Source organism: Sinorhizobium americanum, assembly GCF_001651855.1.
In the GTDB taxonomy this organism is placed as follows: Bacteria; Pseudomonadota; Alphaproteobacteria; order Rhizobiales; family Rhizobiaceae; genus Sinorhizobium; species Sinorhizobium americanum.
Genome location: NZ_LNQC01000077.1, coordinates 97482 through 118234, shown reverse-complemented (window position 1 = coordinate 118234; position 20753 = coordinate 97482). Strand labels below are relative to the sequence as shown.

General features: G+C 63.7%; 22 protein-coding genes and 2 tRNA genes. 12 read left to right on the top strand and 12 right to left on the bottom strand.

Translation table 11 applies throughout. The features are described from left to right. Positions 1-298: 298 nt before the first annotated feature. The 4 genes from ATC00_RS26350 to ATC00_RS26335 form a co-directional block, all read right to left on the bottom strand. Entirely contained in the window at positions 299-802 is a 504-nt protein-coding gene (locus tag ATC00_RS26350; RefSeq protein WP_064255026.1) for a GNAT family N-acetyltransferase, read from the bottom strand. A gap of 20 nt (positions 803-822) precedes the next feature. Next, complete coding sequence (locus tag ATC00_RS26345) at positions 823-1371, bottom strand: sugar O-acetyltransferase (RefSeq protein ID WP_082912570.1); 549 nt, start codon at positions 1369-1371, stop codon at positions 823-825. Then, positions 1368-1859: a GFA family protein gene (locus ATC00_RS26340; protein ID WP_064255025.1), complete on the bottom strand. Its 492-nt coding sequence runs from the start codon at positions 1857-1859 to the stop codon at positions 1368-1370. Before ATC00_RS26340 ends, ATC00_RS26345 begins: the two co-directional genes overlap by 4 nt. 115 nt (positions 1860-1974) lie before the next feature. After that, a complete protein-coding gene (locus tag ATC00_RS26335; RefSeq protein ID WP_037377781.1) occupies positions 1975-2424 on the bottom strand; it encodes a DoxX family protein in 450 nt (149 codons plus the stop codon). 180 nt (positions 2425-2604) lie between these two features. On the opposite strand from ATC00_RS26335, the gene ATC00_RS26330 reads away from it, so the two are divergent. After that, positions 2605-2886: an Rdx family protein gene (locus ATC00_RS26330; protein WP_064255024.1), complete on the top strand. Its 282-nt coding sequence runs from the start codon at positions 2605-2607 to the stop codon at positions 2884-2886. An 85-nt stretch (positions 2887-2971) separates the two neighbouring features. Next, positions 2972-3319, top strand: coding sequence for a YqaA family protein (locus tag ATC00_RS26325; protein ID WP_037377787.1), 348 nt, complete (start codon positions 2972-2974; stop codon positions 3317-3319). 9 nt (positions 3320-3328) lie between these two features. Here the strand turns inward: ATC00_RS26325 and ATC00_RS26320 are convergent, their stop codons facing one another. Next, positions 3329-3955, bottom strand: a complete 627-nt coding sequence (locus ATC00_RS26320; RefSeq protein WP_037377845.1) for a ribonuclease D — start codon at positions 3953-3955, stop codon at positions 3329-3331. Positions 3956-4204: 249 nt separating this feature from the next. Here ATC00_RS26320 and ATC00_RS26315 point away from each other — a divergent pair, with 249 nt between their 5' ends. From ATC00_RS26315 to ATC00_RS26305, 3 genes are all read left to right on the top strand, one after another. Further along, positions 4205-4489, top strand: coding sequence for a hypothetical protein (locus tag ATC00_RS26315; RefSeq protein ID WP_412458436.1), 285 nt, complete (start codon positions 4205-4207; stop codon positions 4487-4489). A gap of 41 nt (positions 4490-4530) precedes the next feature. Next, positions 4531-5562 (top strand): hydroxyacid dehydrogenase, encoded by a 1032-nt coding sequence (locus ATC00_RS26310; RefSeq protein ID WP_082912569.1) that lies wholly within the window; start codon positions 4531-4533, stop codon positions 5560-5562. Between the two features lie 93 nt (positions 5563-5655). Further along, the gene (locus ATC00_RS26305; protein WP_064255022.1) at positions 5656-7614 is read left to right on the top strand and encodes an adenylate/guanylate cyclase domain-containing protein; all 1959 of its coding nucleotides are present in this window, start codon (positions 5656-5658) and stop codon (positions 7612-7614) included. Between the two features lie 86 nt (positions 7615-7700). Here ATC00_RS26305 and ATC00_RS26300 read toward each other — a convergent pair. Beyond that, positions 7701-7785 (bottom strand) — tRNA-Leu (locus tag ATC00_RS26300). A 338-nt stretch (positions 7786-8123) separates the two neighbouring features. On the opposite strand from ATC00_RS26300, the gene ATC00_RS26295 reads away from it, so the two are divergent. Beyond that, positions 8124-8552, top strand: a complete 429-nt coding sequence (locus ATC00_RS26295) for a hypothetical protein (protein WP_037377799.1) — start codon at positions 8124-8126, stop codon at positions 8550-8552. A gap of 93 nt (positions 8553-8645) precedes the next feature. Here the strand turns inward: ATC00_RS26295 and ATC00_RS26290 are convergent, their stop codons facing one another. Next, complete coding sequence (locus ATC00_RS26290; RefSeq protein ID WP_037377847.1) at positions 8646-8975, bottom strand: DUF6665 family protein; 330 nt, start codon at positions 8973-8975, stop codon at positions 8646-8648. Between the two features lie 317 nt (positions 8976-9292). Between ATC00_RS26290 and ATC00_RS26285 the strand changes: the two genes are divergently transcribed. Next, a complete protein-coding gene (locus tag ATC00_RS26285) occupies positions 9293-10858 on the top strand; it encodes a hypothetical protein (RefSeq protein WP_064255021.1) in 1566 nt (521 codons plus the stop codon). Between the two features lie 87 nt (positions 10859-10945). Here the strand turns inward: ATC00_RS26285 and rpsA are convergent, their stop codons facing one another. The 3 genes from rpsA to aroA all read right to left on the bottom strand — a co-directional run bounded on the left by rpsA (position 10946) and on the right by aroA (position 15601). Further along, on the bottom strand, positions 10946-12652 hold the full coding sequence (gene rpsA / locus ATC00_RS26280; protein WP_037377801.1) for a 30S ribosomal protein S1: 1707 nt from the start codon (positions 12650-12652) through the stop codon (positions 10946-10948). A 167-nt stretch (positions 12653-12819) separates the two neighbouring features. Continuing rightward, entirely contained in the window at positions 12820-13455 is a 636-nt protein-coding gene (gene cmk / locus ATC00_RS26275) for a (d)CMP kinase (RefSeq protein WP_064255020.1), read from the bottom strand. A gap of 799 nt (positions 13456-14254) precedes the next feature. Continuing rightward, positions 14255-15601: a 3-phosphoshikimate 1-carboxyvinyltransferase gene (aroA, locus tag ATC00_RS26265; RefSeq protein WP_037377818.1), complete on the bottom strand. Its 1347-nt coding sequence runs from the start codon at positions 15599-15601 to the stop codon at positions 14255-14257. A 284-nt stretch (positions 15602-15885) separates the two neighbouring features. On the opposite strand from aroA, the gene ATC00_RS26260 reads away from it, so the two are divergent. Together ATC00_RS26260 and ATC00_RS26255 are read left to right on the top strand one after the other, a co-directional pair. Next, positions 15886-16275, top strand: coding sequence for a TIGR02300 family protein (locus ATC00_RS26260; RefSeq protein ID WP_037377820.1), 390 nt, complete (start codon positions 15886-15888; stop codon positions 16273-16275). 198 nt (positions 16276-16473) lie between these two features. After that, a tRNA-Ala gene (locus ATC00_RS26255) sits at positions 16474-16549 on the top strand. An 18-nt stretch (positions 16550-16567) separates the two neighbouring features. Here the strand turns inward: ATC00_RS26255 and ATC00_RS26250 are convergent. Next, positions 16568-17689 (bottom strand): PAN domain-containing protein, encoded by a 1122-nt coding sequence (locus ATC00_RS26250; protein ID WP_153045287.1) that lies wholly within the window; start codon positions 17687-17689, stop codon positions 16568-16570. 164 nt (positions 17690-17853) lie between these two features. On the opposite strand from ATC00_RS26250, the gene ATC00_RS26245 reads away from it, so the two are divergent. Both ATC00_RS26245 and ATC00_RS26240 read left to right on the top strand, forming a co-directional pair. Then, positions 17854-18639, top strand: a complete 786-nt coding sequence (locus ATC00_RS26245; RefSeq protein WP_037377851.1) for a YdcF family protein — start codon at positions 17854-17856, stop codon at positions 18637-18639. Positions 18640-18754: 115 nt separating this feature from the next. Next, the gene (locus ATC00_RS26240) at positions 18755-19390 is read left to right on the top strand and encodes a trimeric intracellular cation channel family protein (RefSeq protein WP_037377822.1); all 636 of its coding nucleotides are present in this window, start codon (positions 18755-18757) and stop codon (positions 19388-19390) included. A gap of 2 nt (positions 19391-19392) precedes the next feature. Here the strand turns inward: ATC00_RS26240 and irrA are convergent, their stop codons facing one another. Beyond that, positions 19393-19815, bottom strand: a complete 423-nt coding sequence (gene irrA, locus ATC00_RS26235; protein WP_037377824.1) for an iron response transcriptional regulator IrrA — start codon at positions 19813-19815, stop codon at positions 19393-19395. Between the two features lie 376 nt (positions 19816-20191). Between irrA and fabA the strand changes: the two genes are divergently transcribed. Beyond that, complete coding sequence (fabA, locus tag ATC00_RS26230) at positions 20192-20707, top strand: 3-hydroxyacyl-[acyl-carrier-protein] dehydratase FabA (RefSeq protein ID WP_037377826.1); 516 nt, start codon at positions 20192-20194, stop codon at positions 20705-20707. The last annotated feature ends 46 nt before the right edge of the window (positions 20708-20753 follow it).

Here is a 20753-nt window from a genome sequence, read left to right as displayed (position 1 = left end):
CGCCGGCGCATGGAACCTCGGTCAAGCCGGTCAAGCCCGAGAATGACGGGTGGAGAGGTCGGCGCCAGACAGCGGCCAAGCCGCGGCAACGCGCCGAGCGGCTGATGGCCTGCCTTGCACCCAGCCAAGAGTTGGTTGCGGCAGGCCCGCGTCGGGAGATAGCCGCAAACCCCCTCCTTCGTCATCCTCGGACTTGACCGGGCTTGACCCGAGGATCCATGTCTAAGCGCACGGCGGATGCGCGGCTGAGGGACCGGCGCTGGTGCTCAGAGCTTGCAGGATCATTCTCGCACATGCCTCAAAGCAAATACCGCTTGGAAATCCGATCGACCGCCCGCCCATCCTTCAGCGGCACCGCCTTGTCGACCTTGTAGTCGACGAAGCCCATCTTGCTGTAGTAGGCTAGCCCGCCGATATTATCGGCTCGGATCGTCGCGTTGATCGCCTCGAAGCCGGCATCGCGGGCATGCGCTTTCGGCGCGGCGAAAAGCGCGGTGCCGGCGCCGGGAAGCTTCGCGTGCGGCCGGGCGAAGGTGCCGATATCCGCCCAGCCCTCGGGCAGGCCGTGCGCGCGCTCCAGGCCCTGAAAGGCGCATGGCTGACCCGAGCCATCTTCCGCAACGAAGCAACTGACAAAGCCCGGCCCTGCCAGAAAGTGGCTGACGAAGGTCTCGTCGGTAAACGGCGTTTCGTGCGCCGTGGTGCCGCCAATCCGTATGATTTCGTTCAGGAAGGCGCAAAGCGCCGACACATCGTCGGTGCGCGCCGGGCGAATGGCGATCGCTGTAGCTGTTTCGGCCATCGAGACTCGTTCTTCCTTTGTCAGCGCACCCGCGCCGGGTTCCCCACCACCGTCGCGCCTGGCGCCACGTCCTTCGTCACCACCGCGCCGGCGCCGACGACGGCACCGTCGCCGATCATCACGCCGGCCAAGATGATCGCACCGCCGCCGATCCAGACGTCCCTGCCGATCGTCACCGGCCGAGCGATTTCCAGCCCGGCGCGGCGGAGCGCCACGTCCTTGTGATGCTCGGCGCAGTAGATATGGACGCCCGGACCCAGCATCGAGCCGTCGCCGATGACGACCGAGGCGCAGTCTAGGATGGTGCAGCCGGCATTCAGGTAGACGCCGGCGCCGAGGGTGATGTTCATGCCGTAGGCGCAATGGAACGGCGCCTCGACGAACGCGTCTGCCGCAACCGCCACGAAGAGCGCCTCCAGCGGCGGGGCCATGCGGCCGCGCTCGTCCGGCGCCATTATGTTGTGCTGGTTAACGGCGCGGCGGGCGGCGGCGCGCAGCGCGTCGAGTTCCGGGTCGACGCAGGTGTACCACTCGCCCGCCGCCATCTTTTCGCGCTCGCTTTTCGTCACGGCTTGGCCTGCCCCTTGGCCTTGGCGCGGGCCTCGTTGAGTCGTTCGAGGCTCTCTTGCGGCCATTCCGCCTGCGTGTCGTAATAGGCGTCGAAAACCCTCGCCCCCGCCGGCAGCGGCACCCAGTCGAGTTTCGAACGCGTGTAGATATGCACGTCCGGCGGAAATTCGGACGGCCGGTCGAGCGTCGCCAGACGCAGGAAGGCAAGCCACTTGCGCCGGCCGTAGTCGCTCCAGAGCGCCGACTGGCATTCGGCGCAGCGATAGACGTCGTGCGGCCGGCCGCTGTCGGTCGAAAGCGTGACGATCACTGGCTCGCCTTGAAGAAGCTCGAGGTTTTCCGCCTCGACGAGGCCGTTGATGACGAAGGCGCTGCCGAGCTGGCGCTGGCAATCGCGGCAATGGCAGCAATGGACGAACATCGGCCGGCGCTTCAGGCGGTAGCGGATGCGGCCGCAAAAGCAGCCGCCTTCGATCGCTTCACTCATGCTTCGCTCCTCCCGCCATCAGATGACCACGGGCGAAGCGGCCGTTCAAGTAGGCTGAGAAGGCATGATACTGGAGACGCGGCCGGAACACTCCGGCCGCGTCTCGGTACAAGGTTCAGAACTGCTTGCCGAGCTTGGCGTCGACCGACTGGCCGTTGGCCCCGCGGATGGCGAAGAAGAAGGTGATCGCCGCCCAGAGGATCGACTTCTCGGCGCCGCCAAGACCCTGGCCCTGGACGATGCCGTGGAAATAGACGGTGACGAGCAGCACGATGGTGGCCGCAAAGGCGGCGGGCCGGGTCAGGAAGCCGATGGCGATGAAGATGCCGCCGAAGAATTCGGTGGCGGCGAGCAGCGGCGACCAGAAGGCGCCCGGATAAAAGCCGAGCCCCTCGACCATGCCGACGGCGCCGAACGGATCGAGGATCTTGCCGTAGCCATGGGTGACGAGCAGCGCGCCGGCCAGCACGCGTAGCAGCGTTTCGGCGAAGGTATCGAGCGGCAGGTAGATCTTTTCGAGCGCTGGCAGAATCGTTCGCGGGCGGCTGTTGGTTGCAGTGGTCATGCTATCCCTCTCGCAGTGTGTTGCAATGCAAAAGTCTCTTGCCGCACATCTCTTCAAAAACAAGGACCGCGCGATAAAAACATGATTGTTCGAGTTGACAATCGTGTGAAGAGCCGGTGAAGCGCCGGTTGTTCCGTACCAATCGGGAAGCTATGGTGGCCGAAAACAGGACATTGCCAGATGAGTGAGAAGCCGCGCGTCACGATCCTCTATTGCACCCAGTGCAACTGGCTGCTGCGCGCCGGCTGGATGGCGCAGGAGCTGCTGTCGACCTTCGCCGACACGCTCGGCGAAGTGGCGCTGATCCCCGGCACCGGCGGCAATTTCGAGATCCGCGTCGATGGCGAGCTCGTCTGGGAACGCAAGCGCGACGGGGGCTTTCCAGGGCCAAAGGAATTGAAGCAGCGAATCCGCGACGTCCTCGAGCCGGAGCGCGATCTCGGCCACGTCGACAGGAGCTGAACTCCTGGATCTCGCCACGCTTGCCGGCGTCTTCGGCGCAGCCTTTCTCTCCGCGACCCTGCTCTTCGGCCTGTCGGAAGCGGCGGTGGTTGCTGCGGCGCTTTCAGCCGAGACGACCCGGGCCGCGCTGTTTCTCGCAGCGACGGTGGGCAATGTGCTCGGCGCGCTGGTGAATTACGCCCTCGGCCGGTTCGCGATCCGTTTCGAGGACAGGCGTTGGTTTCCGGTCTCACCGCTGGCGCGGCAAAAGGCCGAAACTCTCTTCGCGCGATACGGCCAGCCGGTGTTGCTTTTCTCCTGGCTGCCGATCGTCGGCGATCCGCTGACGCTCGCCGCCGGGCTGCTCCGGACGCCGCTCACGGTCTTTCTCGCCTATGTGACGATCGGCAAGGCCGGGCGTTATGCGGCGCTGCTGTGGCTGATGCCGTCCTAAATCGCAGTCTCAGCTATGCGCGAAAATATCCGTCTCTTCCCAGCCGAGCAGGTCGAGCTTGGCGCGCGTCGGCAGGAAGGCAAAGCAGGCTTCGGCGTGGTCCATGCGGCCGTCGCGCAGGAGGCGTGCCGTCAGCTTGTCGCGCAGCGCATGCAGGTGGAGCACGTCCGAGGCGGCGTATTCGAGCTGCGCCGGCGAGAGGATGTCGGCGGCCCAATCGGAGGACTGCTGCTGCTTGGAGATATCGATGTCGAGCAGTTCCTTGAGGTTGTCCTTGAGGCCGTGCCGGTCCGTATAGGTGCGGGTCAGACGCGAGGCGATCTTTGTGCAGAAGACCGGAGCAGCAGTGACACCGAAAGTGTGGAACAGCACGGCGATGTCGAATCGGCCGAAATGAAAAATCTTCTGGCGGGCCGGATCGGCAAGCATGGCAACGAGGTTCGGCGCCTCTTTCTGGCCGGCGGCGATGCGGATCACGTCGGCGGTGCCGTCGCCCGGCGAAAGCTGCACGACGCAGAGACGGTCGCGGCGGGGGACAAGACCGAGCGTTTCCGTATCGATGGCGATCGCGCCGGTATAGCGGGCCGCATCGGCTGCGGAAATATCACCTTCGTGGAACCGTATTGTATTCGCCATCGAGAATCCCCAGATCGTGAGCTGCATGGTTCCTTAAGCGGATTCGATTTAAGAACCATGCAGTGATTCAAAGTAGCAGCACCTGGCCGCGCCCATAGGCGGGCGGCGCTGTAGAGCGTAGCTGGCCTATAGCGCAAGTTTGTCGGCCGCGATACCGTGTCCCTCGTCGGCGTCCCGCCGCCGTCCTCCCGAAAGTCCGCCGGCATGACCTCCTTCCGTTCCGCACCGTCGCTTTTTCTGGCCGTCCTGATGCTCGGCCTCTCGGCCACTGTCGCCCCGGCGGACGAGACGCCTCTGAACTTTGCCCAGAGCTTTCATGACCTTCCCGGCGTGCGGCCAGTGAACCCGCTGCAGGACGGTGAGGCCACGGCGTGCGAGCAGGTTTTCATCGACCGCTATGGACCCTTCGAGTCCTCTCATGGCCGTCCGCGCTACGACACGATCTACCGATGCCGTAAAGGCGACGGGCCGGTCTTTCAAAGCGGCCGGCTGCCGCCGTCTCTGGAACGGCAGAAGCGGGGCCTGAACTATTGAGCGCGGCAAGGCTTTGACGACCAAAAGGAATGGAGAAAACAATGCCCGAGACGAACCGACCGCTTGTCATCAGCGCGCCGGCGCCGCGCACGCTCGAGCTGATCTTCAGCCGGGAAACGCTGGAAGCGCTCAACAGGCGCTACCGCCTCGTCGAAGCCGACCGGGACAATATCGCCGGGCTCGATGAAGCAACGCTTGGCCAGGTTCGCTACATCATCGGCCAACCGCCCCTGGATGAGCGGACGCTCGAACGCATGCCGCAGCTGCGCGCCATCCTCAATGTCGAAAGCAATCTCTTGAACAACATGCCCTATGAGGTCCTTTTCCGCCGCGGCATTCACGTGGTGACGACCGGCCAGGTCTTTGCCGAGCCGGTGGCGGAACTGGGGCTCGCCATGGCGCTCAATCTCGCCCGCGGCATCGTGGATGCCGATCTCGCCTTTCGCGAGGGACGCGAGCTCTGGGGCGGCGACGGCAACCGCTCGGCGCGGCTCCTCTCCGGCTCCGAGATCGGCATCGTCGGCTTCGGCGATCTCGGAAGGGCGTTGAACCGGGTGCTTTCCGGCTTTCGCGCCAGGATCCGCGTCTACGATCCCTGGCTGCCCGCCTCCATTCTCGCCGACGCCGGGGTTGAGCCGGCCTCGCTCGAGACGGTGCTCTCGAGCAGCGATTTCGTCTTCGTCGTCGCCGCCGTCACCAGCGAAAACGAAGGTTTTCTCGGCGCCGAGGCCTTCGCGAAGATGCGGCCCGGAGCGGCCTTCATTCTGCTCAGCCGCGCCGGCGTCGTCGATTTCGACGCGCTGGTCGCCGCGGTTAAAAGCGGCCGGATCGTCGCGGCGAGCGACGTCTTCCCGGAAGAACCGCTTCCGCTCGACCATCCGGTCCGCCGGCTTCCCGGCTTCCTGCGCTCGGCGCACCGCGCCGGCGCGCTCGACCAGGCCTTCAAGAAGATGGGCGAGATGGTGCTGGACGACATGGACCTGATGGACCGCAACCTGCCGCCGTTGCGCTGCAAGCGGGCGGAACGGGAGACGGTGGCGCGCATGCGATCGCGGCCGGTCAGCGTCAATTGATGCCGCCCTGCTGACAACGGCAACAAACGGCCCTATGCAAAGCAGCGCGATAGCGCCAAGATCAAAATAGCCAATCCGCATAGGGGCACGGACATGCGCGGCTCTAAGGAGAACAAGCGTCTCGAGACCTGGACGCTCCGGTCACTGCTGAGCCTCGTCATGGTCGCCGTGCTCGTCGTCGTGTCCGCCACCCTCGTAGGGCTCGACTACCGCCGCGCCCGCAATGCGGCGATTGAGGACGCCGAGGCCAACATGGGCGCCTTCGTCGATCGCCTCGTCGATCGGCTCGGTATGCTTTCCGGGGACACGTCGGCGCTGGTCAGCCTCGTCGCATCGGTCGCCAACGCCTTTCTGGTGCCGCCGCCGCAGCGCATGAACGACAAGGTGGCACTGCTGCGCGAAGGCATCATCCGCTCGCCTCATATCGATGGCGTCTATGTCGGCTATCCGAGCGGCGCCTTCTTCCATGTGGTCGATCTGAGGTCGGCCGCCTGGCGGATGGCACTCGACGCGCCGCGCGGGGCGACGCTCGCCGTTCGCTCGATGGAGCGGGGCGACCAGGGGAGGGGGCTTTATCGGGTGCTCTTCCTCGACGCAAGCGGCCTGCAGTTCGCCGAGCGCCGCGTGCCCTCGACCCCCTACGATCCGCGGACGCGCCCCTGGTACCGCGCGGCCGTCAACGGGAAGGCGCCGATGGCGATCGGTCCTTATGAGATGGCGACGACGGGCAAGCTCGGCATGACCATCTCCCAGGCCCATCGTGGCAATCCGCAGATCGTCATCGGCGCCGACGTCGTCGTGGACACGATCACCGATTTCCTGTCTCGCGAACGGCTGACGGCCGACTCCGTGTCGCTGGTTCTCGATGCTGTCGGAAGGCCGATCATCCATTCGGATCCGATGGCGATGAAGCGCATTCTGGCCACGAAGGACAGCACCGCGCCGGTCGCGGTGCCCGAGGCCGATCCGCTCGTCGAAAGCATCCGGCGCAACCCGCCGCCGCCGGGCGAGGCCGGCCTAATCGATGTGGCCGATCGCACCTATCTCGTCGCGGTGACGCCGATCCAATCGGCGCAGCTTCTAGCGGGCCACCGGATCGTGGTCGCGGCGCCGCTCGACGAGTTGATGGCCGCCGCCAACGAGACTCTCGTCCAGGGCCTCGCCATCTCCGGTTCGGTGGTGGTGCTTGCCGTCCTCTTCTCGCTGGTGCTGGCGCATCTCGTCACCAAGTCGCTCAACCAGCTCACCGCCAGCGCCAACCGGCTGCAGGATCTCGATTTCGCGACGCCGATCGAGGTCTCCTCGCATGTGGCGGAAATCTCGACCCTCAACAGCGCGATGAACAGGGCCCGCGACGCGATCTTCACCTTCGCGCTCTATGTGCCGCGGGAGCTGGTGCGCAAGGGCATCGAATCCGGGCAGTTCGCCGGCCGGGCCGGCTGGCGCCAGGAGGTGACGGCGCTGTTCACCGACATCTACGATTTCACCACGATCAGCGAGCATCACTCGCCGGAGGCGGTGGTGGCGATGCTGTCGGAATATTTCGACATCTTCAGCGATGTGGTCGCCGCCCATGACGGCACGATTATCCAGTTTCTGGGCGACTCGGTCTTTGCCATGTGGAACGCGCCGGTCGCCGACCCGCGCCATGCCGAACACGCCTGCCGCTGCGCCCTGGCCGTGGAGGAGCGGCTCGCCGACTTCAACGCCAAGCAACGGGAGATGGGGCTGCCGGAGTTCCGCACCCGCTTCGGCATCCATACCGGCCCTGCCGTCGTCGGCAGCGTCGGCGCCAAGGAACGGCTGCAATATACCGCCATGGGCGACACGGTGAACGTCGCCTCGCGGCTCGAAGGCATGAACAAGGACTACGGCACGACAATACTCGCGAGCGGCGCCGTGGTGGCGCAATGCAGCGGGGTCATCGGCTTCCGCCCGCTCGGCTTCGCCCAGGCAAAGGGGCGTGCCACTGCGCTGGAAATCTACGAGGTGTTGCCGGCCGCCTCGATCGCGGGACAACCGCCCGGCGAGCAGGCGGGCACGGCGGCGTAGGGCGGCGAGCAGGTCCGTTCTGTCTGGGTCGCAGAAATGCAAAAAGCCCGGAGATCCGGGCTTTTTCTGCATTTCTAAAAGGGAAATGGTGCCCAGAAGAGGACTCGAACCTCCACGCCTCGCGGCACAGGTACCTGAAACCTGCGCGTCTACCAATTCCGCCATCTGGGCGACGGACCGGCATGTAAAAGGCCGGGGGCGAAGTGTCAACAGGCATTTTGAAGTTTTCGCGCCAGGACGCGAAAAAGCGCGGCAAGCGGCGCCGCTTCGGCATAACCCGCTTTGTGCGGATCCGGCCGGGGCGTTCAAACGGCGCAAAGTCGGGCAAGAATTCCAGTGACATGAGGGCCGGAGAGGCGCATGCTTCTGCGGACGACTGGACGGCGCGGAAATCCGGGCGTGAGTACGCGTGCGCGCGCCCTGCGTCGTGAAATAAAACTCAACCAAACAGAGGTCTGAGGAGGAGGGGCAGGAACCAGAAAGCACGTCTTTCGGAAAGTGAGGAGAAAATGACGGGATTTCGGAATTTCGTTATGAGCTGCGCTCTGGCGGCCGCCTCCATGATCCCCCCTGCAGCGCCCGTTCAGGCCATGCCGCGTCCGGCGCTCGACATAGAGATCAAGGCCCCTGCGGACGTCCAGAGTGTCACCCACCGAGGATACTATGGTCGGGGCTATTATCCGCGCTGGCGCGGCGGTTACTATGGCGGCTGGCCGGGCTATTATCCCGGCTATCGACGGGCCGGAATCGCCTTCTATTTCGGGTCCGGTGGATACTATCCGCGTCGCCATTATTATGGGAACCGCTATTATTACGGCACCCGCTATTACGGCCCGGGCTACTATCCCGGTTACTATCCGTACCGGTATTACGGCGCTCCGTACCGCTATTATCGGCCCGGTTACTACGGCCATCGGTACTACAGATACGGCTGGTAACGGCTCGTTCAAATGAGGCTCGGCGGCGGCTTTCGCCGGGCCTGACGGATGGCTGAAGCTGCGACGCGAGTAGACTGCCGCGTCCCGCGCGGCCTATCGCTTCCTGACAATCCCGAGCCGCGCCATGACTTCCCCGGGAATGCCATAGCGGCGCACCGCGTCGCGGCTGTCGCGCAAGCCGCAGATTTCCCGCTGGATGAGGAAGGCCCAGACGGCGTCGGCTGCCTCGTCGAGCAGCCGCTGGCGTTCCTCCGGCCGACCCCTGTCCCGGTCGAAGCCGGTGACGGCGGCGATCGCTTTCTCGACCTTGAGGCCGTGGCGCCCCAGGGCATCGGCGCGCTCGGCCATCAGCTCGTATTCGAGAACGTTCACGTCGCTTCCGGCATTGAAGCGGCTCAGCGATTGCGGCGGACGGAATGTCATCGGCAGCTCCATCGAGACTGGCCCTCACAGGATGGACCGGCGGGAGCCCTCCCGCAAGAGCGAAGCGTCGGACGCAGGATCCGGTGGCCCCGGGGAAAAGCCGCCCCGTCTTATCGTCGCCGCCGCGGCCATGGTTAACAGTTCTTAAACTTCTGTGCCCTATATTTGATGATCATGCCCAAGTCCCATGCCCGCGGCGCTGCCGCGGCGGGCCCGGCCCATCGGCCGCTACGCGCATGAGGCGCCCTCCAGCAGCAAGGACGTTCGATGGCGAGCGCGGCTCCCCCTGGCGCCGCTGCGCGCAATTGGAGACGAGGATGCCGATACTGATTGGCACGATCAGGACCGCGAGCACGCCCGGCGAAGACATGGTCCAGGCCGTCCGACGGGTGCTGCCGCCCGCCGGCCAGCGCGCCGAGGCGATCCAGAAGCTGCTCGACATGCCCGGACGTCATCTCTCTGGCAAGGAGGTTCTTCCCCGCCAGGCGCTGGTGCGGCTCATCGAAGATCTTGCGCGCCTCCTCAAGTTTCCGCCGCTGCCGCAGGAAGACGGCCGCGCCTTTGTCCGGCGTCTCGTCGAGGTAGTGGAATCCTTGCCGCTGCCGGAGCGTCAGGCGATAGAGAGGCAGCTTGGCGGCGGCAGCCTTGCGCGACGCCTAGCTGCCCTGACGCAAAGCGGGCCATCGACAGGATTTGCGAACCCCACGACGCCCTTGCCCGCTGGCCACACGGGAATCAGGAATCTGCCGCTGCCGCTGTCGGCAGCCCCGCACCTTGCCTCCGCACCGACGCCGCAGCCAAACGACCTGGCGCTGCTGCAGGCGATGTTGCGGAAGACCTACGGTGCCGATGACGGTGCATCTGCCGAGCCGGTTCTGGAAGAAATGCCGCAAGCGGCAGAGACCGGCGCACCGGCCCGCGCGGCGCAGCAGGCACTGGCCCCAGCGGCACGGTCGCCGAGCAATGGCGTTAGTGCTGCGCCGGCGCCTGCGGCCGTCGCCACGGACGAGGGCGTCGAGTTGGCCGAGGCGATAGAGACGGCTTCGGCGGAGGCTTTGGAGAGTGCCACGGCTCCGACGGACGATCTCTTGCTGGTTCGTTCCGAGGGCGACGAAGTGGGCGGCCAGCGACAGGCGGCGGAGTTGCCCGACGACGGGGCGGAGCAGATTTCTGGCGAAGCGGAACCGGCCGGCGCGCAAGGCAGTGCTGGGGAAGAGGAAGGCTTCGAGACGGACGGAACCTACGCGCCGACGCGCGCCAAAGGAAACGACGCACGGCCGCCGGCCCAGGCCGCGGCGCCTCCCGGAACCGTGCCGGAGGCCGCACTCGCCGGTGCCGCCGAGGCGCTCCTCCAAAGGAGCCTCGATCTGCCGTACATGGTGGCTGAGGACGGGCGCGCGCCGGTATCCAGCGACGGCGGGCGAGAAGCGGTATCGACGCGGCCGGCGCCTGATTTGCCTGAGCGGCTGCCGGAGGCTTCGCCCCTGGACAGCGCCGCCGAGGACGCGCAGCCCATCTCCGAACCGGTCGCTGCGGAAAAGCCGGAGGCCGCTCCGCGCGGTTCGGCTGCCGTTCAGCGGCAAGCGCCGGCCGGCGAAGACGTCGCCATGCAACAGACCATCGCCCTTCTCGTCGAGAGCGGCCTGCCGGAGATCATTCCCTTCGCAATGGTGCCCTATCTGCCGGCAAAGGAGGAGGTGGACGACGAAGACGAGAGCACCGCCCGCCACCCGGGAGATGACGGCGAGGGCGACGGCAGCGGGAAAGACGGCCGGGAAGAGGCGAGCGGAGGGCAGGATCCCGAAGGCGACGGCGACGATACGGCCGATGCGGAGGCAAGCGATGCCTATGACCTCTACAAAAAGCTCGGCGATCTCGGTTGAGGCACTAAATCCAACGGCACTGCAGCTCGTAAAAAAAGCCCGCGGAGATCGCTCTCCGCGGGCCTCTTCATTTCAACCTGACAACGATTACTCGTTGCCCTGGCGGTTCTTCAGCGCTGCACCCAGAATGTCGCCGAGCGAAGCACCCGAGTCGGACGAACCGAACTGGGCGACGGCCTCCTTCTCTTCCGCGATTTCCAGAGCCTTGATCGACAGCTGGATCTTGCGGTCCTTCTTGGAGAAGTTGGTGACGCGGGCGTCAACAACCTGACCTACCGAGAAGCGCTCCGGACGCTGTTCGTCGCGGTCACGCGACAGATCGGCGCGGCGGATGAACGAGGTGATGTCCTCGTGGTTGACGAGCTTCACTTCGATGCCGCCATCGTTGACGCCGATGACTTCGGCCGAAACGACGGCGTTCTTGCGCAGTTCGCCGGAAGCGGCAGCTTCACCGACCGCATCCTTGCCGAGCTGCTTGATGCCGAGTGAGATACGCTCCTTATCGACGTCCACATCGAGAACGACAGCACGGACGACATCGCCCTTGTTGAATTCCTCGATGACCTGCTCGCCCGGACGGTTCCAGTCGAGGTCGGAAAGGTGGACCATGCCGTCGACATCGCCGTCGAGGCCGATGAACAGGCCGAATTCGGTCTTGTTCTTGACTTCGCCTTCGACTTCGGTGCCGGCCGGATGGCTATGCGCGAATGCCTGCCACGGATTCTCGAGCGTCTGCTTGAGGCCGAGCGAGATACGACGCTTGGTCGGGTCGACTTCGAGAACGACCACGTCGACTTCCTGGCTGGTGGACAGGATCTTGCCGGGGTGAACGTTCTTCTTGGTCCAGGACATTTCGGAGATGTGGATCAGGCCTTCGATGCCCGGCTCCAGTTCGACGAACGCACCGTAGTCGGTGATGTTCGTGACCGTACCGGTGATCTTCTTGCCGACCGGGTACTTCGCACCGATACCATCCCACGGATCGGACTCGAGCTGCTTCATGCCGAGCGAGATGCGGTGGGTTTCCTGGTTGATGCGGATGATCTGAACCTTGACCTGCTGGCCGATGCTCAGGATCTCCGACGGATGGTTGACGCGGCGCCATGCCATGTCGGTGACGTGCAGCAGGCCGTCGATGCCGCCGAGGTCGACGAACGCACCGTAATCGGTGATGTTCTTGACGACGCCTTCGACAACCTGGCCTTCCTCGAGGTTCTGAACGATTTCAGAACGCTGCTCGGCGCGCGACTCTTCGAGAACCGTGCGGCGCGAAACGACGATGTTGCCGCGGCGCTTGTCCATCTTGAGGATTTCGAAGGGCTGCGGGTTGTGCATCAGCGGCGTGACGTCGCGGATCGGACGGATGTCGACCTGCGAACGCGGCAGGAAGGCTACGGCGCCGTCGAGATCGACGGTGAAGCCGCCCTTGACCTGGTTGAAGATGATGCCTTCGACGCGTTCGCCGGCTTCGAACTTCACTTCCAGGCGCATCCAGCTCTCTTCGCGCCGAGCCTTCTCGCGCGACAGAACGGCTTCGCCGAGCGCGTTTTCGATACGCTCGACATAGACTTCGACTTCGTCGCCGACCTTGAGCGAGCCGTCCTTAGCCTTGGCGCCGAATTCCTTCAACGGAACGCGGCCTTCGACCTTCAGACCGACGTCGACGATGGCGACGTCCTTTTCGATGGCCGTGATGACGCCCTTGGCGACATAGCCTTCGGCGAGGTCCGTCTTGGCGAAGGACTCTTCGAGAAGTGCGGCGAAATCATCACGGGTGGGGGTGGTTGCAGACATGTAATCTCCTGCTGCATCTCCTGCCGGAGACGCATGTGCGCCGGGGGGCTAGCGTTAAAAGGGCCTGAACCCAGTCCGCCCTTCTTAAAGGGCAATCCGGCGCATGGACGGAATTTCAGGCTTTTCGAGAAAGACGGTTCCGGCCGGGACCGGAAACAGGGCTTTCTTCAAATCTTCTCTTTCAGGGCAGCGTCGATCAGCGTCTTCGCCGCCTGGAATGCGGCCTCTATACCCATTTCGGACGTGTCGAGCAAGTGCGCATCCTCGGCGGGCTTCAGCGGGCTGTCGGCCCGGCCCATGTCGCGCTCGTCGCGCTTCTTGACGTCCTCGAAGATCGCCCCGTAATCGGCCGTGCCGCCGCCGGCAATGATCTCGTCATAGCGCCGCTTGGCCCGCACTTCCGGCGAGGCGGTGACATAGAGCTTTACCGCCGCATCCGGGCAGACAACGGTGCCGATGTCGCGCCCGTCGAGCACCGTGCCTGGCTCTTTCCGCGAAAAGCCCCGCTGCGCCTCGACCAGCGCCCGGCGCACCGCCGGCATGACGGCGATTTTCGATGCCGCCTCGCCGATCGCATGCGCCGATAGCACGGAACGATCGAGCCCGCCAAGCTCGACCTCGCGCGCCATCGTCTCGGCAACCGCCTCGTCATCGAGCGACAGCCCAGCATCGAGGAGCGCCTTGGCCGTGGCACGATAGGTGAGCCCCGTGTCGAGATGGTGGAAGCCGTATTCCTCGGCGATGCGGCGCGAAAGCGTGCCCTTGCCGGAGGCAGCGGGTCCGTCGATGGCGATGGTGATCATATTTGGTCCTGCGGTCGTTTCTGCGGGGCCTGTTAGATCAAAATCGTCGGAGAATCCACGATCATTCGATAAATTTCGGTTCGCCGGCCTTGTTGCGTATGGGGCCGGGTAGGGCGCTGGTCAGCGGTGGCACTATTCAGAGCGACATCCAACCTGCATGCCGGGCAAACAATAGGGGAATTCTTTCGTCCGACTGATGAAAACCACGATTATTTCGCGTCAAACTATTTAAACGTGACTTCAAATCCGTCCACAGGCTCATTTCGCCCCGCTTTATCGCCCTTCTTCTTGGTGGAACCTAAATCACTCCCGTGAGTTTTGCCACAGCGTGAAGAATAAGGAGAAGTTAAATGGCTGATAGAGGTCCAACAGTTGTGAATACTGGTAGTGGCGGCGGCTGGGCCGTGGCTATAGTGTTGGTTCTGCTTGTCGTCGGTGCCTTGTTCCTCTTTGGCGGCGACCTGTTCGATGGAGCTGGCGGCGGAGGTGACACGGATGTCAATGTCAACGCCCCGACCATCGAAACACCGGCTGGCGGGCAGGGAACGCAACAGGCGCCTGAAGGCGGGCAAACCACGCAACCCGCTCCCACAGGAGGACAGGGTACTCAGCAAGCCCCATCGGGTGGCACGCAGTAACGTATGAGCCGTCGCTTTCGGGCGACGGCTCATAAAGCGAGGCTGCGGGGAAGGTCGGCTACACGGTGCTCAGGACACCACGTCAGCCGTCCGGTCGCTGCCGATTTCGCTTTGCAGAGATTTGGCTCCACGCGAGCCCGACCGATGTCCTGTTATATCGATCACTCGATCTTCGCACCCAACCCCGTCATCAGATCCATGAATTCCGGGAAGCTGGTGGCAATCATCGTCCCGTCGTCGATGGTCACCGGATGCTCGGAGGCCAATCCCATGACAAGGAAGCTCATGGCGATGCGGTGGTCGAGATGGGTCTTCACCTTCTCGCCCGCTGCATTGCCGAGGCCCTTGCCGTCCGGCCTGCCGCGCACGACCAGCGAGGCTTCGCCCTCGTCGCAGTCGACGCCGTTGAGCTTCAGGCCATCGGCGACGGCCGAAAGGCGGTCGGATTCTTTGACGCGCAGCTCGTCGAGCCCGTTCATCACCGTCGCACCCTCGGCAAAGGCGGCGGCGACCGCGAGCACCGGATATTCGTCGATCATCGACGGGGCGCGCTCTTCCGGAACGGTGACGCCCTTAAGTTCCGAATAGCGGACGCGCAGATCGGCGACGTCCTCGCCGCCGGCGAGGCGCTGGTTCATGACCTCGATATTGGCGCCCATTTCCTGGAGCGTCAGGATCAGGCCGGTGCGGGTCGGGTTCATCAGCACGTTGAGGATCGTGACGTCCGAGCCCGGGACGAGAAGCGCCGCCACCAGCGGGAAGGCGGTGGAGGACGGGTCGCCGGGCACGTCGATCACCTGGCCGGTGAGCTTGCCGCGGCCTTCGAGGCGGATGGTGCGCACGCCTTGCGTATCGGTCTCGACCGTCAGGTTGGCGCCGAAGCCCTGCAGCATCTTTTCCGTATGGTCGCGGGTCATTACCGGTTCGATGACGGTGGTGATGCCGGGCGTGTTGAGGCCGGCAAGCAGCACGGCGGATTTCACCTGGGCAGAGGCCATCGGCACGCGGTAGGTGATCGGGTTCGGCGTCTGCGGCCCGCGCAGCGTCACCGGCAGCCGGTCGCCCTCGGCCGACTTCACCTGCACGCCCATCTGACGCAGCGGGTCGAGCACGCGGCCCATCGGCCGCTTGGTCAGCGAAGCGTCGCCGATGAAGGTGGAATCGAAATCATAGACGCCGACCAAGCCCATGGTCAGCCGGCAGCCGGTGCCGGCATTGCCGAAATCGAGCGGCGCCTCCGGCGCGAGCAGCGCGCCATTGCCGACGCCGTTGATGATCCAGGTGTCGCCCTCCTTGCGGATATTGGCACCCATCGCCTGCATCGCCTTGCCGGTGTTGATGACGTCCTCGCCCTCGAGCAGGCCGGTGATGCGCGTCTCGCCCGAGGCCAGGCCGCCGAACATGAAGGAGCGGTGCGAGATCGACTTGTCGCCGGGTATGCGGACCGTGCCCTTGAGATCGGCAGACTTCTTGGCGGTGGCGGGCCGCGGGCTCAGGCCATGGGACATGATATTTACCTCTGACAATCCGGCTCGTCGGCGGCCCAGGGATCAAGCGCTGCTTGGGGTTGAACGAGGAACCGCCGGTGTTGCGCGCTCCGTAACATAAAGAGCAATAGGGGTCATCCTCCCCCAAGAAGAAAATGCGGTGCAGCAGGCCCCGGAAGTTTGCCTTTGACAGACGACACCAAGACGATTATGGGGACCGGCTAATCATCATCAGCTTGATACCTTTCTAACCGCCGGCTTTACCGGCAAGAGCCGGCTCGCCGGCCATTCAAGAGGCTTTGACTGTGGCAAAACCGGAACTTGGAACAAAGCGCATCGACCCGGAAACGGGGCGCAAATTCTACGATCTGAACCGTGACCCGATCGTCTCCCCCTATACCGGCAAGTCCTATCCGCTGTCCTTCTTCGAGGAAACCTCCGTCGCCAAGGTGCTCGAGAAGGAAGAAGAGGAAGACGTCACGGAAGTCGATGCAGAGAACACCGAAGTCGAACTCGTTTCGCTCGAGGATGCCGACGACGAGGCATCGGGCGGCGACGACCTGCCGGATCTCGGCGATGACGACGTCGAGATCGACGGCGATGACGACGACACCTTCCTCGAGGCCGAGGACGATGACGATGACGACGACATGAGCGACCTCATCGGCGTCTCCGACGAGGACGAGGACGTCTAAAGCGTTCAAAAGACGGATAAAAGCCGCTCCGGCCGCGCGACCATGCAGCGGCCGGCCGGCCGGCCGGAAGAGAAAACAAATTTTCCCCGGTCATCAATTTTCGGCTTGCCATCTGCCAAAAGCAGAAGTAATAAGCCGCCACTCGCCGGACACGACGACCGACGAACTTCCCGGAACCGGCACTGCCGGACCCTTGATGGGGCTATAGCTCAGCTGGGAGAGCGCTTGCATGGCATGCAAGAGGTCAGCGGTTCGATCCCGCTTAGCTCCACCAAAATTTCCCAAGCAGTCCTCAGTCCGCGCGAACCCCGGCTACTGACGTAAGATTTGCCTTCGTGGGGTTGCGCGCCTCGAACATCAGGCACATTCCGTTTCGATAAAACGTAAAGCCTTGGCAAGATGGAGTGAGGACGCACTGATCCTGACAGGCGGCCAGACTGAAGTTCTTGATCCTCGCGAACGGTTTGCCCACGATTTCGACGTTTCTGCTCGTCCGAAATGCGACTGAAGCGCCAAAATCGTGGCCGACCCTGCTGATCTCGCTCGCCTGACCATAGTACCCGGAAACGGCGCCCGAAAACTGCAGCGCTTCGGCGGCCATTCCCTTCAGGAAGCAGGCGCGGTGAATTTGATTGAAAGTGAAGGCAGAGCAGCGGTCGGTGGCTTGGCAGGCCGACTGGCACTGCGCTGCGGTCTCGAGCTTCAGCGGCATGCCGGGCAGGTCGTAGCCCGGAAGATCGGTGTAGTCGAAATATAGCCAGCTTCGCTGCGGGACAGTGGATTCCGGCACGGAGAGATTGGCTTGTTCTTCCGCGGCTCCGCCAAAGGGCACTGGTGCACCTGCGGCGGCGTCACCTAGACGCAAGACCTCCACATCCAGACCGATCCGTTCCGCATCATCCGCCGTCAGCCACTGCATGGAGGAGGGGCGGGTTGCGGTGACATAGACGATAATATTGGGATTAAGGTTGAGTTGCTGGAGGTATGAGCCGACCAGCGCATTGCCCGCACTGCTGACATCTTGCCGACCGTTCTCGTTGTTGAAGGCTGCATGAAATCCGATCTTGGATGTTGGAGAAAGCAGCCGTTTGTGGCCAGCCAGCCAAGCCAACCCACACGACGACGCACATACATGTTGATCCGCAACGGCCGTATAGAAGCCTTTGATCGCAATCGTTCGGCCGATCTCGATACCGACTTGTACCAGGCCACCGGGGCTGTTGAACGCAACCACGGCTCGTTCGGCCGTGATCGCCATATTCTTGAAACGGGTGTCGTCGCCTTCAATAAATTCGCCGTCAACGAGGATCAGATGAATGTTCTCCGAGAGCTTCTCCATTTGAAGCTGCGCAGCGCCGGCATTGAGCGGCATCATCCATAGGAAGCCAAGTACTAAAGCCAAGCGTTTGAACACGACACGCCCCTCAACGCTACCCCAAGGTTGAGTGAAATCCGCTTTGCATCCGGAGTCAAAACGGACAAATTGATGAGAGACTTAGTCGAGAGTGGCATGTCTGGACGGTGAAGCCGACTAAGGGCTTTGCGAAATCTTAACCGACCGGAACAAGAACGATCATGATGTTCCTCGCCTCGAAAATCTTCTGGCTCATTGCCCAGCCACTCTCCGTTGCCTTCTTCAGCATCCTCTTCGGCGTGCTGCTCATGCTCGCCCGCTTCCGCCGCAGCGGCGGCGTCTTCGCTTGGCTCGGTCTCGTGGTGCTGTTCCTCAGTCTGTTCACCACCGCCGGGCCCTATTTCCTGCAGACTCTCGAGGACCGGTTTCCCCGACCGGCGCCGCCGACGGAGATCTCCTGCATCATCGTGCTCGGCGGCGCCTTCGAGAATGTGGTGATCGCAAGCCGCGGCGGCATCGAGTTCAATCAGGCGGCCGATCGCTTCATCGAGGCGGTGCGGCTCGCCAAAGCCAATCCGGCGGCACGCATCCTCGTTTCGGGTGGCGACGGCTCGATCAGCGGCGCCTATGAAGGCGATGCGCGGGCCTCGCGAGGCTTTTTCGACGCCTTTGGGATCGCGGCCGATCGGGTGATCCGCGAGGAAGACTCGCGCACCACTTTCGAGAACGCCCGCTATACGAAGGATCTGCTCGCGACGAACGGCCTCCAACGCTGTGCTTTGGTCACTTCGGCCTATCATATGCCTCGCTCGATCGGCCTCTTCCGCGCCAACGGCATCGAGGTCGTTCCCTGGGCGGCGGACTACCGGACGAGCGGCAAGGTGCGGCTCGGCTTTGATTTCACCCAGCCCTCGCTCAATGCGCAGCTGGCAACCACCGCCGCCAAGGAATGGACGGGGCTTCTCGCCTATTATCTGCTCGGCCGGACGCAGACGCTGCTGCCACAGTGATACACGCGTGAACGGCAATACGGCAGCGAGAGCGCGCGTGCCTCCTGACTTGTCGGCGACGCTGCGCTAATGATCTTGAAATTGCCAATTCGGCCGTCGTCCAAGCGGAGCATCCATGCCGATCCTCGAAATTCTCGACTATGCCGGCATCGCCGTGTTCGCCGCGACCGGGGCGCTTTCTGCCTCGCGCAAGCAACTCGACATCGTCGGTTACCTGTTCCTGGCCTCCGTCACCGGCATCGGTGGCGGCACGATGCGCGATGTGATCCTCGGCGCGACGCCGGTCTTCTGGGCGACGAATCCCGCCTACGTGCTCGTTTGCGTCGCGGTCGGGTTCCTGGTGTTCCTGACCTCGCACCGTTTCGAGTCGCGCTACCGGCTACTCGTCTGGCTCGATGCGGTCGGGCTTTCCGCCTATTGCGTGATGGGCGCGGCGAAGGGGCTGGCTGCCACCGGCTCGCCGACGGTTGCGATCGTCACCGGCATGCTGACGGCGACCTTCGGCGGCATCCTGCGTGATCTCCTGGCCGGTGAGCCGTCGGTGCTGCTAAGGCCGGAAATCTATGTCACCGCGGCGCTTGTCGGCGCCGGCGCCTTCGTGGTGGCGACACTCCTCGGCCTGCCGCTCGCCGCAAGTTCGGCGCTTGGCGTTGCTGCCGCCTTTGCGGTCCGCGGCGGGGCGCTTCGCTATGGCTGGACGCTACCGGCCGGCAAGGCTGGCCCGGGCCGTGATCCAGACGAGGTCATGTAGACTCAGCGCTGCGTTTTGCGGCGCAGACGGACCACCACGTCGACATGGGAGATCTCCATGCCTTCCGGCGGTTCCGGGAGGTTGCCGATCTGAATGTTGCTCACCGGAATGTCGAGGACCTCGTTCTGGCCCTCGATGAAGAAATGGTGGTGATCCGAAACGTTCGTGTCGAAATAGGTCTTAGCGCTCTCGACTGCGAGAACACGGATCATGCCCGCTTCGGTGAACTGGTGCAGCGTGTTGTAGACGGTTGCGAGCGACACCGGAACGCCCGCCTCGACCGCCTCCTCATGCAGTTCCTCGACGGTCAGGTGACGGTCGCCCTTGGCAAAAATCAGATCCGCGAGCGCAATCCGCTGGCGCGTCGGGCGCAGTCCCGAATTGCGCAGCCTCTCCTGCGAAGAGATTTCCATTGCTTTCGTCATGCGCAGCCGTTCCGATATTCCTGCCAAGATTATGGAGTATCAGCTTGCGATATAACTTCTGGCGCCGAGGCTTTCAATAGATTCCGGCCCCGGAAGCGCCCGCAAAGGCCTGAAAATCAGCCTAAAGCGGGGGAAGGCTGGCATTTAACTCTGGCCGAGGCCACATACATATTGTAAGCGACGGCGGAACGCCATCGCATAGGGAGCGGCGCTTAGGACAATGCGAGACAGGTTTTCCCACCCGCATGTCGCTCTACTTGGACGATGGTGACAAACTGCAACCGGCAGCGACCAGGACGGGCCGCGCTTCAATTCAGGCCGAACTTGCTCTAAAGCAGGTCGGAGAACGTTTGAGAACTCGGGGAAGCAACCATTCATGACCACCAGGCAATCCAGCTTCAGCTATGAGGAAATCCTGACCTGCGGCCGAGGCGAAATGTTTGGCCGCGGCAACGCGCAGCTGCCGCTGCCGCCGATGCTGATGTTCAACCGCATCACCGAGATTTCGGAAACCGGCGGCCCGCACGACAAGGGATACGTGCGCGCCGAGTTCGATATCACCCCCGACCTCTGGTTCTTCCCCTGCCACTTCATGGGCGATCCGGTAATGCCGGGCTGCCTTGGCCTCGACGCCATGTGGCAACTGACCGGCTTCTTCCTTGGCTGGCTCGGCGAGCCCGGGAAGGGCCGCGCCCTCTCCACCGGTGAGGTGAAGTTCACCGGCATGGTGACGCCGAAGACCAAGCTGGTGGAATACGGCATCGACTTCAAGCGGGTGATGCGCGGCCGGCTGGTGCTCGGCATTGCCGACGGCTGGATGAAGGCCGACGGCGAAGTGATCTACAAGGCTACCGACCTCAGGGTCGGCCTCTTCCAGGAAAAGGCCGACTGAACGGCGGGGGCTTCCCCCGCACGGATCCCCAACGAACAAAAGGTCA

Excerpts from the sequence above, each read along its gene's own strand:
- ATC00_RS26350 (WP_064255026.1), bottom strand. The coding sequence starts at position 802 with ATGGCCGAAACAGCTACAGCGATCGCCATTCGCCCGGCGCGCACCGAC.
- ATC00_RS26340 (WP_064255025.1), bottom strand. The coding sequence starts at position 1,859 with ATGAGTGAAGCGATCGAAGGCGGCTGCTTTTGCGGCCGCATCCGCTAC.
- ATC00_RS26335 (WP_037377781.1), bottom strand. The coding sequence starts at position 2,424 with ATGACCACTGCAACCAACAGCCGCCCGCGAACGATTCTGCCAGCGCTC.
- ATC00_RS26330 (WP_064255024.1), top strand. The coding sequence starts at position 2,605 with ATGAGTGAGAAGCCGCGCGTCACGATCCTCTATTGCACCCAGTGCAAC.
- ATC00_RS26320 (WP_037377845.1), bottom strand. The coding sequence starts at position 3,955 with ATGGCGAATACAATACGGTTCCACGAAGGTGATATTTCCGCAGCCGAT.
- ATC00_RS26315 (WP_412458436.1), top strand. The coding sequence starts at position 4,205 with ATGCTCGGCCTCTCGGCCACTGTCGCCCCGGCGGACGAGACGCCTCTG.
- ATC00_RS26310 (WP_082912569.1), top strand. The coding sequence starts at position 4,531 with ATGCCCGAGACGAACCGACCGCTTGTCATCAGCGCGCCGGCGCCGCGC.
- ATC00_RS26305 (WP_064255022.1), top strand. The coding sequence starts at position 5,656 with ATGCGCGGCTCTAAGGAGAACAAGCGTCTCGAGACCTGGACGCTCCGG.
- ATC00_RS26295 (WP_037377799.1), top strand. The coding sequence starts at position 8,124 with ATGACGGGATTTCGGAATTTCGTTATGAGCTGCGCTCTGGCGGCCGCC.
- ATC00_RS26290 (WP_037377847.1), bottom strand. The coding sequence starts at position 8,975 with ATGACATTCCGTCCGCCGCAATCGCTGAGCCGCTTCAATGCCGGAAGC.
- ATC00_RS26285 (WP_064255021.1), top strand. The coding sequence starts at position 9,293 with ATGCCGATACTGATTGGCACGATCAGGACCGCGAGCACGCCCGGCGAA.
- rpsA (WP_037377801.1), bottom strand. The coding sequence starts at position 12,652 with ATGTCTGCAACCACCCCCACCCGTGATGATTTCGCCGCACTTCTCGAA.
- cmk (WP_064255020.1), bottom strand. The coding sequence starts at position 13,455 with ATGATCACCATCGCCATCGACGGACCCGCTGCCTCCGGCAAGGGCACG.
- aroA (WP_037377818.1), bottom strand. The coding sequence starts at position 15,601 with ATGTCCCATGGCCTGAGCCCGCGGCCCGCCACCGCCAAGAAGTCTGCC.
- ATC00_RS26245 (WP_037377851.1), top strand. The coding sequence starts at position 17,854 with ATGTTCCTCGCCTCGAAAATCTTCTGGCTCATTGCCCAGCCACTCTCC.
- ATC00_RS26240 (WP_037377822.1), top strand. The coding sequence starts at position 18,755 with ATGCCGATCCTCGAAATTCTCGACTATGCCGGCATCGCCGTGTTCGCC.
- irrA (WP_037377824.1), bottom strand. The coding sequence starts at position 19,815 with ATGACGAAAGCAATGGAAATCTCTTCGCAGGAGAGGCTGCGCAATTCG.
- fabA (WP_037377826.1), top strand. The coding sequence starts at position 20,192 with ATGACCACCAGGCAATCCAGCTTCAGCTATGAGGAAATCCTGACCTGC.